Here is a 15,275-nt window from a genome sequence, read left to right as displayed (position 1 = left end):
CCGCCTTTTTCTTGTCAGAGGCTGAGGCTTTTGCTGAAGGCGCTGGTGAACTTGACCTCGCCGTGGTCGCCGGCCGCCTCGCCCAGCACCACGTCCATGCTGTCCCCGGTTACCCTCACCAGCGCGAAGCCACCCAAATAGGCAGCCTTCGGCTTGAACAGGTCGAGGCCATCGCTTTTGTAGATCATCGGCACTTCGTGCTGATGGCCATGGAAGATGGCGATGACATTGTAGCCCTTCAGCGCCGCCAGCATCGCCTGGCGGTCGGCCTCGCTCCACCAGTGCGGCGCGCCTGCGCCGTCATCGTCATAGGTGCGCTTGGCCGGGTCCCAGCGCTCGACCGAGAAAGTGTCCCAGCCATAGTGCTGGAACAGGATGACGGGACGGCCATCCGCCGCGTAGGTCGCCAGATCCTGCTTCAGCCACGGCAGGCTGCTCACCGCGCCGTGGCCGGTGTCGCCGGCAAACCGGTGGGTCTGGACGAGATGCAGGCCGCCCCAGTCCCAGGAATAGCAGTCGGTGTCGACATCGTATTCGGTGGCCGGCACCGGGGGCTTGAAGAACACGCCGGGGCGGTGGTTGACCTCGACATAGTCGCGCAGTTCACGCCGATACCAGTCGACATGGGGCGGCGAGCCGTTCTGGTCGAGATCGTGGTTGCCGAGGCCGACATAGACCGGCATGTGCACGCGGTCCGGGCCGACGCCTTGTTGATAGCGCTGGCTGAACTGCAACAGTTGCGTGCCTTCGCTGGGCTCGGTGATCTGGCCGCCGCCATCGTCGGTGATGTCGCCGCCGACAACGAGGCCGAGCGGCGCATCGATGCGGCTGCCGGCCGAACGCAGGCGGGTTGCAACGCCATCGATCTCGACTGGCCATTGCCGGCCGGCCAAGCCATTGAGGACAGCGACATTGCGCAACAGCGCGGCATCGGTCTTGCCTTCCTCCAGGCAGTTGGGGCTGAGGCCGCTCGACATGCGGCAGGCATGGACATCGGCGATGAACAGAAAGGTGGCGTCGATGGGCTGGATGCGCTTGCCGGTCTGGCCAAGCGCGGCGCGCGGCAGCATGCCAGCCATGGCAAGGCCGGCTGCCTGTGCGAGGAAATTGCGACGGGAGAGGACGAGCTTGCGATTCATGACCTGAAATTCAGCACAGCCGGCGCCCCACCGTCCAGTTGCCAGGAATGACAGGTCGACACGGCACTGAGGCTCTGGCATTTCTTGGGTCATGCTGGCGCGCAGCAAATACAAGCAGAGGGGAGGATTTCATGAGAGCCGTTTCGATAGGCGTGGTGCTGGCTGGGTTGCTGCCGGGGGCTGCGGTGCATGCCGCCGATTGTGTCGACGCAAAATCGGCCAAGGCCGGCTTCGTTCTGGAAATGCCAGGCGTCCGCAGCGAGTTTCGGCCGGTGGCCGGCGGCATGGTGTCCGTCGCCAACACCTACGAATCGCAATCACCGCAGACACAGTTCCTGTTTGCAGGCCTGGTCGAAGTGTTTCGCGACAGCGATACCGGACGGGTGGCGACGATCCCGTTTTCCGATCTGCGAAAACTGTTTCCGCTGAAGACGGGAGCCAAGAGCACGATCGAATTCGTCGAGTTGTCGCCGAACAAGCAGCCGAAGAGCACCAAGACACTGAGCCTGGTCGTCAAGGGCAAGGAGACGTTCAGCGTCGGCGGCTGCAAATACAACGTGCTGGCGGTCACGGAGACCTTCAAGAACGGCGCCGGCGAAACGCTGGACACATTCACCGCGCTTTATGCTCCCGATCTGCAAGCGTCTCTCGCCCGGCGTTACGACGAAGGGACCAGCGCGGAATCGGTGAACGGTTACGAGACGATCAAGCCGCTTTCCAACTAGAACAGCGCAGTTCCGGCCTCAAGGTTTTCCCGGCCGCAGCAGGATCCTGCGACGCCGCTTCGCTCTGCTCGGGAATGGCGGCGTTGAGCTGCCCTGAAGTTCGGCCAGGCAATCGCGCAGCACGCTGGCATCCTGTGCCGCCTTGGCCATCGACATGGCGCCGGAATAGGCGGCGATGGCGAGTGCCGCAAAGCGCTCGGGGTCGGTGCCCTGCTCCCTCCCCGACTGCTGGTCGGCTCGCACCTTGTCGGCAACCGCCTGACGCCATCCGGCAAAGATAACGTCCAGAGCGGCGCGGAAATCCGGGTCAGCGAGCGACAGTTCATGCGCCAGATTGTTGAGCGGACAGCCGCGCACGAAGCCTTGCTGCTCAAGCTCGGTCGCCACCGCCTCGAACACCGCGCGCACGCCTTCGCGCGCCGAGCCTGCCGCCCGTACAGGGTTGATCCAGGTTTCATCGAGGGCCGCTGCCACGCGCTCCTCGATCACCGCCAGAGCGAGCGCCTTCTTCGTCGGGAAATGATGATGCAGCGCGCCGCCGCTGACGCCTGCGGTCGTCATCAACTCGCCAAGAGCGGATGCATGATAGCCACGCGCCTGGAACGACGCTTCGGCGATATCGAGCACCTTGTTGCGCAGCCCTTCGGGATCGTTGGTGCGTTTTCGCGGCGGCCCTTTCGGAGCCCGAGCAATCTCTGCTGACATTTGCCAACGATAGCAGATTGACAAAACAGGACAACCGGTCTGTTTTATAAACCGGATGATCATCCTGTTTTTTGGAGACGACACAATGACCGTACCCCTGAATGCGCCTGCGACGGCAAGCCTGCTCGCTTCGCCTGTCGTCGAGTTGCGGCAGTACACGCTGAAGCCGGGCCGGCGCGAGACGCTGATCGACATCTTCGACAGTCGGTTCATCGAAGGCCAGGAACACGCCGGCATGACCATCATCGGACAGTTCCGCGACCTCGACCGCCCCGACATGTTCGTCTGGCTGCGCGGCTTCGATGGCATGGAAGCGCGGAAGCAGGCGCTCACCGCCTTCTATGACGGGCCGGTGTGGACGGCGCACCGCGACGCCGCCAATGCGACGATGATCGATTCCGACGATGTGCTGCTCTTGAAGCCGGCATGGCCAGGCGCCGGCTTCGATCTGTCAGGCGCGCAGCGAGGCGCCATGCCGGCGGATGGAAAGCCAAGCGCAGACAATGGCTTGACCGGTGTTGTTGTCATCCAGATTCATCATCTGCGGTCTGGCGCCGAAGCCGATTTCGCCGGCAATTTCTAAACGGATGCCGTTCCGGTCCTTATCGGCGCCGGCGGACGGTTGCTTGGCGCCTTCATCACCGAGCACGCCGAAAACAGCTTTCCCCGCCTGCCGGTGCGCTTGAGCGAAAACGTCTTTATCGCGGTGACGGGTTTCGACAGTCCCGAGGCGCATGCCAGTTACGAAGCCGCAGTTGCCGCTTCGCCCCAATGGCAAGCGGCCGATGTGACCTGGCGGACCGAAACCTTGCGCCTGACGCCGACGTCGCAGTCGCTGCTGCGGTAACCGGATCGGCACGCGGCCAACCGAAGTTCATACTGAGCGATAGGCCGGCGGCTTGACCGCCCTCGCCGATCGGCATTGCCTTCGTGACGCGGGCAATACAGCGAGAGCATTCGATGCGACTTGGCCTTCAATGAGACTTTCTGGCAAACGAGCACTGGTGACCGGCGGCTCGGACGGCATCGGCCTGGCGATATCGGAAGCTTTCTTGCGCGAGGGCGCCGACGTGCTGATCGTCGGTCGCGACACAGCAAGCTCGAGACCGCCCGCGAGACACTTGCGGCGGCGGGCAACGTCGGCACCCAGTCTGCCGATCTCTCGACCTCTTCCGGCATCGATGCCGTGGTCGATCGCGCGAAAGCAACCGGCCCACTCGACATCCTCGTCAACAATGCCGGCGTCCTATCTGGTGCCGTTCGAGACCGTCACCGAGCACCTCTTCCAGCAATCCTTCGCGCTCAATGTGACGGCGGCGTTCTTCCTTACCCAGCGGCTGCTGCCGCATCTCGGCGCCAACGCCTCCGTCATCAACATCTCGTCCTACTTCGCCGACAAGATGATCCCGAAGCGGCCGTCGAGCCTGTATTCCTTGTCCAAGGGCGCGCTGAATTCGCTGACCAAGTCGCTGGCCTTCGAGCTTGGTCCGCGCGGCATCAGGGTCAATGCGATTGCGCCCGGCACGTCGACACCGCCATGCGGCGCAAGTCGATCGAAAACCTGCCGGCGGCAGCGCAGGCCGAGCTGAAAACCTATGTCGAGCGCAGCTACCCGCTCGGCCGCATCGGCCAGACCAGCGATCTTGCCGGCATCGCCGTCTATCTCGCCAGCGACGAGGCGGCGTGGACCAGCGGCGGCATTTTCGCGATCGATGGCGGGTATACGGCGGGGTGACCGTTTGGACGGCCCTCTGCCTCGAACAAGCGGAGCACTTGACCAAACTTCCGATACCGCGTCTGTCTGCAGACTGAGCAATGCTTCAGACATTCGTGGTGCCATGCCGTCTATCGATCCACTGATCCTCTTCTACACAACGTTCTTCAGCAAACCCGTCGATATCGCGTCGATACAGTGCGAAATGCCCGGGCGGTGGACACTGGACAAACGACGGATTTCCGAGGCCGCGGCAGTCGTCTTCCATATTCCGAACTTTCGCGAAGTTGGCGATGCCTACAAATACCCTGGTCAATATTGGGGTCGCCTGGTCGATGGAATGCGGCCAAAACTACAAGCGACTTGCCGACCCCAAAACCATGGGGCACTTCGATATCATCATGACGCATGAATCCCGGTCCGATGTCTGGGTGCCCTACCTTCCGCGTGCGGTGTGGTGGAAAGATGCGCTGGCCAGACCAATCGTACCGAAAACGGAAGAAGCGCCGGTCGCACTCTTCCAGTCGGCCGGCCTGAATTATAGCGGCCGTGTCGATTTGGCGAACGAACTGGCGCGCCACATCAAGATCGATTCTTATGGCCGATATCGCAACAACCGATCGGTCTCTGGCCCCGATCTGGGCTCGAAGACCAAGATCGAAACCATTGCGCGGCACAAATTCTGCCTGGCCATGGAGAACTCGATCGAGGCCGACTATGTCACCGAGAAAATCTATGACGCGTTCATGGCGGGCACGGTGCCGATCTACCTTGGCGCTCCCAATGTGGACGATTCGTTCCGGAGCACTCCTTTATTGACGCCAGTGCCTTCGCCAGCGCCAGCGATCTTGCAGCCTATCTCCAGCACCTGATCGCAACGCCGCAAGACTACGAGGCTTATTTCGACTGGCGCTCAAAGCCATTGCCCGACAACCTCGTCAAACGGGTGCAATCATTGGAAACACCCGCGTTCTGCAGACTGATGAGCGTCGTGCGCCAGCGTCTGGAGGCGCGGACAAGCACGCCTTCCGGACGGCGAACACTTCCGTTCGGCTATAGATCCTATCTCAGGACAAAGCTGCGCCGTTGGAGGAAAAAGGTTCCGAGCTGACGGTCCGCGATCAGGCGCGCTTTCAGCAAAATACGGAGGACAAAGAGCGTCTCTTGCGACGTCGAGACGGCTTCGACCTTGCCGCCATGCATCTTGGAAATCTCCGAGGCTATGTGGAGGCGCTCCCAGGGTGGACTTGAAATTCTCGGTTTCGCGATCCGAAGCTCGATCCAGATGCGATGCCGGATTTTGGTCGGGAAACTGAACAGAAGGACAAGTGCATAAGCTACCTCATCGCTGCTGTTGCCAGTGAGACGCCGGCACGGATGGTAGTTTGTGTGGCAGCGTCGCTCGTAGGTAGAGTAGGTAGACATGAATTGCGCATCGCTGATCCTCGGGGAAGTTTGCGTAGAGCAATCCGCCAGCTCGACATGATCTTATCGAGCTAAATCCGCAAGTTTCCGTCCACTTCATGGGATCAAGCCGCACTGAGGAGCAATTTCCTTCACATGAAAGTGGAGGGTGCAGGATCCCGAAGGGCGGCGCTACTGCTTCAACCGATTTACTGCCTGCCGGCCGCAATCTCTGCTTGAAGGCCATTGTGCAACGCGATACGCCGTTGCCGAATTCGATCGTCGGAGAGACAAGTGACCGCTGCCAGGACCAGAACCGAAACCGACACGTTCGGCCCCATCGAGGTTGCCGCCGACCGTTACTGGGGCGCGCAGGCGCAGCGTTCCCTCGGCAATTTCAGGATAGGCTGGGAAAAGCAGCCGGCCTCGATCGTGCGTGCGCTCGGCATCGTCAAGCGAGCGGCGGCGGAAGCCAATATGGAGTTGAAGCGGCTCGATCCGGCAGTCGGCAAGTCGATCATCGAGGCGGCGCAAGAGGTGATCGACGGCAAGCTGAACGATCATTTCCCGCTGGTCGTCTGGCAGACCGGCTCGGGCACGCAGTCCAACATGAACGCCAACGAGGTGATCTCCAACCGGGCGATCGAACTTCTGGGCGGCGTCATGGGCTCGAAGAAGCCGGTGCACCCTAACGACCACGTCAATATGAGCCAGTCGTCGAACGACACCTACCCGACAGCCATGCACATCGCGTGCGCCGAGCGCATCGTGCACGATCTGCTGCCGGCGCTGAAGCATCTGCACGCTGCGCTCGAGGTCAAGACGAAGGCCTTCGCCCACATCATCAAGATCGGCCGCACCCATACGCAGGACGCGACACCCCTCACGCTGGGCCAGGAATTTTCCGGCTACGCCGCGCAGGCGGCCTCTTCGATCAAGCGCATCGAGATGACGCTGCCCGGCCTGCAGGAACTGGCGCAGGGCGGCACCGCCGTCGGCACCGGCCTCAACGCGCCGGTCGGCTTTGCGGAAAAGGTGGCGGCGCGCATCGCCGAAATCACCGGCATCGCCTTCGTCACCGCGCCGAACAAGTTCGAGGCGCTCGCCGCGCACGATTCCATGGTGTTCTCGCATGGCGCCATCAACGCGGCGGCCGCCGCCCTCTTCAAGATCGCCAACGACATCCGCTTCCTCGGCTCCGGCCCGCGCTCGGGCCTCGGCGAACTGTCGCTGCCGGAAAACGAGCCGGGTTCCTCGATCATGCCGGGCAAGGTCAACCCGACCCAATGCGAGGCTCTGACGCAGGTCTGCGTGCAGGTGTTCGGCAACAACGCCTCGCTGACCTTCGCCGGCAGCCAGGGCCATTTCGAGCTCAACGTCTACAACCCGCTGATGGCCTACAACTTCCTGCAGTCGGTGCAGCTGTTGGCCGACGCTTCGATCTCCTTCACCGACAATTGCGTCGTCGGCATCGAGGCGCGAGAAGACAACATCAAGGCCGCGCTCGACCGCTCGCTGATGCTGGTGACGGCGCTGGCGCCGACGATCGGGTACGACAATGCCGCCAAGATCGCCAAGACCGCGCACAAGAAGGGCACCACCTTGCGCGAGGAAGCACTGGCCACCGGGCTGGTCAGCGAGGCAGACTACGACCGGCTGGTGCGGCCGGAGGACATGACGCATCCGGGTTAAGCGATTCCAGGGGAAGTGCCTTCCTCGAAGCGCGCAGCCCTTCCTCTTTGGAATTGCGTCAACTAGAAATCCGAATTGTGTGGCGGGACAATTTGCTCCCGCCGCTGCTGGCCGCGACAAGAATTTTGCGTCGGTCGAACGATCCCGAAATGTACGTCCTGTGAACAATGTGTCGCCGGACTGGCGGCTTTGGTGAACAGTCGGCTTGGTCTATCTGACGGGACATCAACCCGTTTCGGAGAGCCACCATGTCCATCAACACTTCCGCTGCCGGCGCCGGCATCGCGTCCAACAGCTCCACCACCATCCTGCTCGGCCGCATCCTGCTCGCCGCCATCTTCCTGCTTTCCGGCTTCGGCAAGCTCACCGCCATTTCCGGCACCGCCGGCTATTTCGGCGCCATGGGCCTGCCGGTGCCGACCATAACGGCCATTGTCGTCGGCCTGATCGAATTGCTCGGCGGCCTTGCCGTGCTCGTTGGCTTTCAGACCCGCATCGCCGCCTGGGTGCTCGCGGTCTTCACCATCGCCTCGGCCTTTGTCGCCCATACCGGCTGGGCCGACCAGAACCAGATGATCCATTTCCTGAAGAACGTCGCCATCACCGGCGGTTTCCTGCTGCTGGCTTCCTCGGGCCCTGGCGCCTACTCGATCGACGCCAAGCGCGGCTGAGCTTTCCCTCCCAAGCCTGAAAAAAGCGGCGTGGAATTTTCCACGCCGCTTTTTCGTTGTCTGCCCAAGCGCGCGCCCGCCCCATCCCTGCTAGGATCGGTCTCGAAACAGCCTGCGGACAGACAACGGAGATGACCATGCCCCGCGATGCATTGCTTCTGATTTCCCGGCTGCTGCTCGCCGCCCTGCTCGTTCCCTCCGGCTACCACGCGCTCGCCGACATTGCCGGGACGACCGGCTATTTCGCCGGCCTCGGCATGCCATTGCCGACGCTTGCCGCCTGGGGCACCGGGCTGTTCGAGTTGATTGCCGGTCTCTTGATACTGGTCGGCTTTCAGACGCCGGTCGTTGCGATACTTCTTGCCGCTTTCTGCATCGTTGCAGGCTCCATCGGCCACTACGGCCAGGGCGGCGATGACCCGATGCTCACCTTCCTGCACCAGCAGATGCTGATGAAGGATATTGCCATCGCCGGTGGATTCCTGGCGCTAGCCATGGCCGGCGCCGGGGCCTGGTCGATCGACGGGCGCCGCGCCGCGGTCTGATATCGTCAAATATCGTCCGGTTGAACCATCGACGCCCGTGCCAGGTCGACCCCCACTCCGTCTCGGCTTCGTCGAGCCACCTCTCCCCCGATCGACGGGGTAGAGGAAGGGCGCGAGCCTAGTGCCGCCAACGCTTTCCAACGAGGCTCCCTTCCCTTTCCCTCCGGAGGGGGAGGTGGCGCTGCGAAGCAGCGACGGATTGAGGAAGCCGGTGCTCGAACGCGAGGCCGACGACGACATGGTTTTGCTGTCAGGCCGCGCCTACTTCACCGACACGCTCTGCCCACCCTCGACCGCCAGCACCAGCCGGCGGTTGGTGATCCGCGCCAGTTGCGCCAGCCGTCCGGCCGGGCGTTCGCCGTAAAGATCGGAAAGTGAGGCCGGCAGCACCAGCGCCAACGTGCCATTGCCGCGGTTTTCCCATTTCAGCCGCGGCATGACGCCGGGCATGGCCGCCGTCAGCAGATAGACGACGCGCAGCACCGCCGCCAGGATGCGGGCGCGCTCGAGATAGCGCGGCGTCGCCAGGCCGCGGATTTCCGGCGCCGCATCGTTGAACACGCCTTCGTGGCGGAACAGGCCGACCAGCGCCAGGAAGGCACGGCCGGGGTGATCGACGCCAATGAAGGAGGCGTGGGCAATGATGTTGAGCGACTGCTTGCCGCGATATTCCGGGTGTGCGCGCCAGCCTATATCGGCCAGCAGACAGGCAGCGTGGCGATAGCGCGCCTCATCCTCCGTCTCGTCGATGCCGAAGGCGGCAAAGGTCTTGTCCGTCCATTCGACAAGCTCATGCGCATGGGTGACCGAGCGCGACCGCAGCCGCGCCAGTTCCTCCGAAGCGGAGACCAGCGGATCGGCCTTCTGCTCGGCAGGGTCGAGCAGCGAATAGAGAAACCCTTCGCGCACGCCCAATGCCGAGACGATAATCTTCGACGGCTGCATCGCCGCCATGATCTCCTGCAGCACGACCGCGCCATAGGGCAGCAGCGAACGGCGGTTCTTCGACACACCTTCGATGCCCTTGACCTTCTCGATCTCGCCTTTCGCCACCTGCTTCAGGAAATTGGCGGCGCTTTCGACACCGATCTCATAGTGGTGCATGACGCCAAGCGGGTAGTTGGTCATTTCCATGTGCAGCCGGGCAAGGTTTCGCCAGGTGCCGCCAACGGCGTAAAAGGGCCGTCCCGGCCCGCCCTTCAACAATTTGGCGCGCGCCAGTTCGTCGCGGGTGATCTTTGCCGCCTGGGCGAGCGAATTCCTGGCCATGTCCTGCAGCCGCAGGCCACCCAGCGGCAGCGTGATGCCGTCGCCGATCGCCTCGCCATTGATGTCGATAAGCTCCAGGCTGCCGCCGCCAAGATCGCCGGCAATGCCATTGGCGGGGTGGAAGCCCGAAATGACGCCAAGCGCCGAATAATGCGCCTCCTGCCGGCCAGTGAGCACGCGGATCTCGGTCTTGAGCACATCCTGGGCCCGGTGGATGAAATCGGGGCCGTTGATCGCTTCGCGGGCCGCGGCCGTTGCCAGCACAAACATGTGCTCCGCACCCGCCTGGTCGGAGAGCGCGCGGAAACGGCGGAACTCCTCCATCGAGCGCGTCACCGCCTCGGGATCGAGCTTGCCGGTCGAAACGATGCCGCGGCCGAGACCGGCCAGCATCTTTTCGTTAAACAGCAAGGTCGGCGAGCGCGCCAGCCCTTCATAGACGACAAGGCGGATCGAGTTCGAGCCGATGTCGATGATGGACAGCGGCCGGCGATCCTGCAGCCGGCCTTGGGACGTTGAAATCATCAGCCGGTGTTCTTCTTGCGACGCTTGAACTGCGCGATGCGCTTGGGCGCATGCGACTTCAGCGCGTCACCCCGTCCCGACAGGCTCGGATTGGTCATGAAATATTCCTGCGCGTTGAACGGTTCCTCACCCTCCTCCAGCACGACGCGCCGGGAGGTTCCGTCAGCCAATACGTCGAAACTTTGCTGGTTGTCCATGATGTTGCCCAGCATGATCTGGCCAAGGATCTGTTCATGCACCGTCGGATTGGTGATCGGCACCATGGTCTCGACGCGGCGGTCGAGATTGCGTGGCATCAAGTCGGCCGAGGCGATGTAGACGATCGCCTCGTCCGACGGCAGGCCATGGCCGTTGCCGAAGCAATAGATGCGGCTGTGTTCGAGGAAGCGGCCGACGATCGACTTGACCCTGATGTTTTCCGACAGGCCGGGCACCTGCGGCCGCAGGCAGCAGATGCCGCGCACGACGAGATCGATCTCGACGCCGGCACGGCTGGCGTCATAGAGCGCGTCGATGATGTTGGGATCGACGAGCGCGTTCATCTTCATCCAGATGCGCGCCGGACGGCCAGCCAGCGCGTAGGCGACCTCGTCGGCAATGTGCTTGAGGATACGGCTGCGCAGCGTAAACGGCGAGATGGCGATCCGCATCTCATCGGTCGGCTCGGCATAGCCGGTGATGAAGTTGAACAGCTGGGCGACATCGCGCGCGATCGTCGGATCGGTGGTGAAGAAGGACAGGTCGGTGTAGATGCGCGCGGTCACCGGATGGTAGTTGCCGGTGCCGAGATGGACATAGTTGCGCAGCTTGCCGTCCTCGCGCCGCACTACTAGCGACATTTTCGCATGGGTTTTGAGTTCGAGGAAGCCGAACACGACCTGGACGCCGGCGCGTTCGAGGTCGCGCGCCCAGCGGATGTTGGCTTCCTCGTCGAAGCGCGCCTTGAGCTCGACCAGGGCGGTTACCGACTTGCCGGCCTCGGCCGCGTCGACCAAGGCGCGCACGATCGGGCTGTCGTTGGAGGTGCGGTAGAGCGTCTGCTTGATCGCCACCACCTCGGGGTCGGCCATCGCCTGGCGCAGGAATTGGACCACCACGTCGAAGGATTCATAGGGGTGGTGGACGACGATGTCCTTCTCGCGGATGGCCGCGAAACAGTCGCCGCCATGCTCGCGGATGCGCTCGGGAAAGCGTGGATTGTAGGGGGTGAACTTCAGGTCGTCGCGTGGCACGGCGACGATCTCGGAAATCTGGCTGAGCGCCAGCGGGCCGGTCAGAACGCTGATGCGGCTCGAAGAGACGCCAAGCTCGCCGGCGACGAACTCGCGCAATTCGCCGGGCATCGACTTGTCGAATTCGATGCGGATGACCGAACCGCGGCGGCGCCGCTTCAGCGCCGTCTCGAACAGGCGCACGAGATCTTCCGACTCTTCCTCGACCTCGATATCGCTGTCCCGGATGATGCGGAAGGTGCCGGAACCCTTGACCTCATAGCCGGGGAACAGCTTGCCGATATAGAGGCCGACAGCCTCCTCCAACGGAATGAAGCGAACGTGCTGCTTGCGGTCGGGCAGACGGATGAAGCGCTTCAGCGCCACCGGCAGGCGCAGAAGCGCGCTCATCTCCTCGCCATTCTTGCGATGGCGCAATTGCAGCGCCATCGAGAAGCCGAGATTGGGAATGAACGGAAACGGATGCGCCGGGTCGATCGACAGTGGAGTCAGCACCGGGAAAACCTGGTCCTGGAAATGGTCTTCCAGCCAGACTTTTTCATCCTTGGTCAGTGCATCGCGGGTGATGCTCTCAATGCCTTCCTTGTTGAGCAGCAACATCAGCGCCGAAAGGCTGTTCTGCTGGTCCTCCTGCAGCCGCTCGACCTCGCGCAGCAATTGTTCCAGCTGCTGCTCCGGCGTGCGGCCGTCGGGGCTCTTTAGCGCAATGCCTTCGCGCACCTGGCCCGCAAGGCCGGCGACGCGGACCATGAAGAATTCATCGAGATTGGCGGCCGAAATCGACAGGAAACGGACGCGTTCGAGCAGCGGATGGTGCTCGTTCTGTGATTCCTCGAGCACACGCCGGTTGAACTGCAGCCAGGAGAACTCACGGTTGACGAACCGATCGGGGTTGCCGCCCTCGGGGCTCGCCACCTCGACATTGATGAATTCGCTCTGCACCGGCTTCAGTTCGTTCATGGTTCCTGCTCTTCCCCGCCAACCGTCCCTTGGAGCGCCGTTGGACGTGCCATGCCTCTAACACGCTTTTGTGACGCATGACCCTTCGGCGAAAACCGTTCCGATTTCAGGGACATGCACTTAACCGGCTCAACGTATCCTCTGACAGGCTTTTGCGACAGTTTCATTTCATCGATCTTGCAAACAGGCCTGTTATGTTCCAGATGCTTTTCGACGAGATCAAGGAGACGACGATGGCAGGCGGTTCCATTCCCCATTTCCAGAACGATGCGGGCCATCCGGCAATCGACATCGGCGTCAAGGAATTCATGTGCACCGGCGCCAACCCGCCCTTCGACCACCCACATGTGTTCCTCGACATGGGCGACGACAATGAAAAGGTCTGTCCCTACTGCTCGACGCTCTACCGCTATTCGGCGAAGCTGAGGGCGACGGAAACGCTGCCGGCTGGTTGCCTTTATATCGACCAGGCCGCCTGATCCTTCCGCGACAAGCCCGATGGAAGACATCAGGTCCCGGCAGGTCATAATCGCCGGGGCCGGCATCGCCGGGCTGACCGCTGCCCTTGCCTTCGCCGGACGGGGTTATCCGGTAAAGCTGATCGAACAGGCACAGCACCTCGACGCGGCCGGCGCAGGCATCCAGCTTTCGCCCAATGCGACGTGCATCCTTGGAAAGCTCGGCGTTCTCGACCGGCTGCTGCCGGCAGCCTCGCGGCCCGAAGCGGTGGTGCTGAAGGATGCAGCGACGCTGCGTGAGCTGGCGCGGGTACCGCTCGGGCGCGCCGCCGATGCGCGCTGGCAGTCGCCTTATCTCGTTGCTCACCGCGCAGATCTGCAGGCAGCGCTGTTGCCGCAAATGGCTGAACGGCCGGAGATTGAGCTCATCACCGGCGCCCGCGTGACCGGCATCGTCAAAGACGCGCAATATGTCGCCGTGACCGCCGAAGTGGACGGCCGCGAGATCGAGGCACGCGGCAAACTGCTGGTCGGCGCCGACGGCGTCTGGTCGGCGGTCAGGGCGCAACTCGCAGGCGAGGACTTCGTCAAAAGCCGTTTTTCGGGCGAACTCGCCTGGCGAGTCACGATCGCGGCCGACGGTGCGGCCGGAGAAGCCTTTGTCGCGATCGGCGCCGCCGACTGCGTCACCACGTTCCTGCATCCTGGCTTCCACGTGGTCGCCTACCCCGTCAGCAAAGGCCGGGCCTTCAATCTCGCCGCCTTCACCAAGGGTGAGCGCATGGCCGAAGGTTGGTCGGGCCATGCCGATCCCGCGATCCTCACGGCTGCCCTGCGCGGCACCGCGCCGGGCCTGACGAAGCTTGTGGCACTGGCCGGCCCATGGACGGCCTTTCCGATCCACACCGTCGAACAGAAGCGGTGGACGAGCCCGCAGGGCATCGCGCTGATCGGCGACGCCGCGCACGCGATGACGCCGTTTGCCGCGCAGGGCGCGGCAATGGCGATCGAGGATGCCATCACGCTTGCCGACGCTATCGCCGATTTCCCTGGCGATCTGCCCAGAAGTTTTCAAATCTGGGAAAATCTTCGGCGGCCGCGTGTCGCCAAGGCCGCGCGTCGTGGGGCCGTAAACCGCCTCGCCTGGCATGCTGCCGGCCCGGTGGCGATCGCCCGCAATCTGTTCCTGGCCATGCGCTCGCCCGACAAGCTCGCCGCCGACCTCGACTGGCTCTATGGATGGCGAGCGGACACTCGGCAGTCCAGATCGTCGACGTAGCGATCCTTCCCACCCCCCTCTGTCCTGCCGGACATCTCCCCCGCAAGGGGGGAGATTGGATGTCGCCGTCGCCTTCGCCAAAATCGCCGGCGTTGCAGCAGGAGCGCCGCGGGCAAAACGGCTGATCTCCCCCCTTGCGGGGGAGATGGCCGGCTGGCCAGAGGGGGGTGCCGTCCCGCTGACTTCAAAAGATCCAACACTGTCGGGGTGCGGCGTAGGAGCTGCTAATTATACAGCCGCATTGAAAATCGCAGCGAGGCCGGCAGCGGGTTCCACCAGCCGGTGCGCAGGCCGGCGGTGCGCAGGCCGGCGGCTGTCCAGGTGTTACAGCCGACAAGCGCGTTGAATTGGCCGTTCGCCTCGAAGAAGCGGTCGAAGCTGGAATAGGCGGCGTTCTCGATGACGACCGGACCATGCGGCCCATGCTGGAAACTCGCGTCGATATAGTTGAGCAGCGCTGCAAAACGTTCCTCATCGATGTCGAAACCGGTGACAGCAGGGTGCGGCTCGGCGATGGTCCCGGCGATATCGACATGCATGACCGAGGCGTCCAGTGTCAGCGCCTTGAGGACGGGCACTGCTTTCAGCTGCGACCAGCTCGGCGTCTCCAGATAGAAGGCCCGGCCGCCCCAGCCAAAGACGATGTAGCGCACTTCCGGGGCGTCGACAGGGATGCCGGCAGCGACCAGGAAATGGAAGCGCCGGCGCACCTCGTCATCGACGGGAATGGCGATGTCGGTGTGGATCGGATTCTCCAGCACCAGAATATGGCGCGTGCCCTCACCCGCCGCTGACGCCGGCCACAGCGGACGCGGCACCAGCGTGCCGAGCGTGGCAGCGAGCGCGACCACGATAATCAGCATGGCCACGAAACGCAGGGCTTTTCTCATGCGGCGCCGGCTTTGTGTTTCAATGGAGAAGATCAACCCCGACCCCAGATAGCAAAAGAGCCCGGCC

Annotated in this window: 16 protein-coding genes and 2 pseudogenes; 12 read left to right on the top strand and 6 right to left on the bottom strand. The window is 63.1% G+C overall.

What is annotated here, in order from left to right; translation table 11 throughout:
* Positions 1 to 14: 14 nt before the first annotated feature.
* The gene (locus NKH38_RS12425) at positions 15 to 1,139 is read right to left on the bottom strand and encodes a metallophosphoesterase (RefSeq protein ID WP_352760447.1); all 1,125 of its coding nucleotides are present in this window, start codon (positions 1,137 to 1,139) and stop codon (positions 15 to 17) included.
* Between the two features lie 131 nt (positions 1,140 to 1,270).
* Here NKH38_RS12425 and NKH38_RS12420 point away from each other — a divergent pair, with 131 nt between their 5' ends.
* Positions 1,271 to 1,864 (top strand): hypothetical protein, encoded by a 594-nt coding sequence (locus NKH38_RS12420; RefSeq protein ID WP_023727888.1) that lies wholly within the window; start codon positions 1,271 to 1,273, stop codon positions 1,862 to 1,864.
* Positions 1,865 to 1,882: 18 nt separating this feature from the next.
* On the opposite strand, the gene NKH38_RS12415 is transcribed toward NKH38_RS12420, so the two are convergent.
* Entirely contained in the window at positions 1,883 to 2,569 is a 687-nt protein-coding gene (locus NKH38_RS12415) for a TetR/AcrR family transcriptional regulator (RefSeq protein ID WP_352760445.1), read from the bottom strand.
* A gap of 85 nt (positions 2,570 to 2,654) precedes the next feature.
* On the opposite strand from NKH38_RS12415, the gene NKH38_RS12410 reads away from it, so the two are divergent.
* The 6 genes and pseudogenes from NKH38_RS12410 to NKH38_RS12385 all read left to right on the top strand — a co-directional run bounded on the left by NKH38_RS12410 (position 2,655) and on the right by NKH38_RS12385 (position 5,394).
* Positions 2,655 to 3,152 (top strand): NIPSNAP family protein, encoded by a 498-nt coding sequence (locus NKH38_RS12410; protein WP_352760443.1) that lies wholly within the window; start codon positions 2,655 to 2,657, stop codon positions 3,150 to 3,152.
* A 39-nt stretch (positions 3,153 to 3,191) separates the two neighbouring features.
* Positions 3,192 to 3,416, top strand: coding sequence for a hypothetical protein (locus NKH38_RS12405; RefSeq protein ID WP_352760440.1), 225 nt, complete (start codon positions 3,192 to 3,194; stop codon positions 3,414 to 3,416).
* Between the two features lie 130 nt (positions 3,417 to 3,546).
* Positions 3,547 to 3,758: pseudogene (locus NKH38_RS12400) on the top strand (SDR family NAD(P)-dependent oxidoreductase); the annotation flags it as partial.
* Entirely contained in the window at positions 3,751 to 4,158 is a 408-nt protein-coding gene (locus NKH38_RS12395) for an SDR family NAD(P)-dependent oxidoreductase (protein ID WP_352760438.1), read from the top strand. The pseudogene NKH38_RS12400 and the gene NKH38_RS12395, both read left to right, overlap by 8 nt.
* On the top strand, positions 4,107 to 4,304 hold the full coding sequence (locus NKH38_RS12390; protein WP_352760609.1) for an SDR family oxidoreductase: 198 nt from the start codon (positions 4,107 to 4,109) through the stop codon (positions 4,302 to 4,304). Before NKH38_RS12395 ends, NKH38_RS12390 begins: the two co-directional genes overlap by 52 nt.
* 272 nt (positions 4,305 to 4,576) lie before the next feature.
* Positions 4,577 to 5,394 (top strand): annotated as a pseudogene (locus NKH38_RS12385) (glycosyltransferase family 10 domain-containing protein).
* Here the strand turns inward: NKH38_RS12385 and NKH38_RS12380 are convergent.
* Positions 5,346 to 5,486: a hypothetical protein gene (locus NKH38_RS12380; RefSeq protein ID WP_352760615.1), complete on the bottom strand. Its 141-nt coding sequence runs from the start codon at positions 5,484 to 5,486 to the stop codon at positions 5,346 to 5,348. The pseudogene NKH38_RS12385 and the gene NKH38_RS12380 overlap by 49 nt on opposite strands.
* Before the next feature lie 495 nt (positions 5,487 to 5,981).
* On the opposite strand from NKH38_RS12380, the gene fumC reads away from it, so the two are divergent.
* The 3 genes from fumC (at position 5,982) to NKH38_RS12365 (ending at position 8,595) form a co-directional block, all read left to right on the top strand.
* A complete protein-coding gene (gene fumC / locus NKH38_RS12375; protein WP_352760436.1) occupies positions 5,982 to 7,379 on the top strand; it encodes a class II fumarate hydratase in 1,398 nt (465 codons plus the stop codon).
* Positions 7,380 to 7,627: 248 nt separating this feature from the next.
* Positions 7,628 to 8,050 carry a DoxX family protein gene (locus NKH38_RS12370; RefSeq protein ID WP_023671490.1) on the top strand — a complete coding sequence of 141 codons (423 nt, stop codon included), beginning with the start codon at positions 7,628 to 7,630 and terminating at the stop codon, positions 8,048 to 8,050.
* A gap of 137 nt (positions 8,051 to 8,187) precedes the next feature.
* Positions 8,188 to 8,595, top strand: a complete 408-nt coding sequence (locus tag NKH38_RS12365) for a DoxX family protein (RefSeq protein ID WP_023712732.1) — start codon at positions 8,188 to 8,190, stop codon at positions 8,593 to 8,595.
* A gap of 261 nt (positions 8,596 to 8,856) precedes the next feature.
* Here NKH38_RS12365 and ppx read toward each other — a convergent pair whose 3' ends face one another.
* Together ppx and NKH38_RS12355 are read right to left on the bottom strand one after the other, a co-directional pair.
* Complete coding sequence (gene ppx / locus NKH38_RS12360) at positions 8,857 to 10,389, bottom strand: exopolyphosphatase (RefSeq protein WP_023684321.1); 1,533 nt, start codon at positions 10,387 to 10,389, stop codon at positions 8,857 to 8,859.
* On the bottom strand, positions 10,389 to 12,581 hold the full coding sequence (locus NKH38_RS12355) for an RNA degradosome polyphosphate kinase (protein WP_023700662.1): 2,193 nt from the start codon (positions 12,579 to 12,581) through the stop codon (positions 10,389 to 10,391). The genes ppx and NKH38_RS12355 overlap by 1 nt, the downstream gene beginning before the upstream one ends.
* A 233-nt stretch (positions 12,582 to 12,814) precedes the next feature.
* Between NKH38_RS12355 and NKH38_RS12350 the strand changes: the two genes are divergently transcribed.
* Both NKH38_RS12350 and NKH38_RS12345 read left to right on the top strand, forming a co-directional pair.
* Entirely contained in the window at positions 12,815 to 13,060 is a 246-nt protein-coding gene (locus NKH38_RS12350) for a zinc-finger domain-containing protein (RefSeq protein WP_023705697.1), read from the top strand.
* A gap of 19 nt (positions 13,061 to 13,079) precedes the next feature.
* Complete coding sequence (locus tag NKH38_RS12345; RefSeq protein ID WP_352760432.1) at positions 13,080 to 14,318, top strand: FAD-dependent monooxygenase; 1,239 nt, start codon at positions 13,080 to 13,082, stop codon at positions 14,316 to 14,318.
* 224 nt (positions 14,319 to 14,542) lie between these two features.
* On the opposite strand, the gene NKH38_RS12340 is transcribed toward NKH38_RS12345, so the two are convergent.
* Positions 14,543 to 15,208, bottom strand: coding sequence for a TIGR02117 family protein (locus NKH38_RS12340; RefSeq protein ID WP_352760428.1), 666 nt, complete (start codon positions 15,206 to 15,208; stop codon positions 14,543 to 14,545).
* Between the last annotated feature and the right edge of the window lie 67 nt (positions 15,209 to 15,275).

The organism is Mesorhizobium sp. M1078 (assembly GCF_040318615.1).
In the GTDB taxonomy this organism is placed as follows: domain Bacteria; phylum Pseudomonadota; class Alphaproteobacteria; order Rhizobiales; family Rhizobiaceae; genus Mesorhizobium.
Note: the sequence above shows the minus strand (reverse complement) of the source record. Positions and strands in the feature narration are given on the sequence as shown.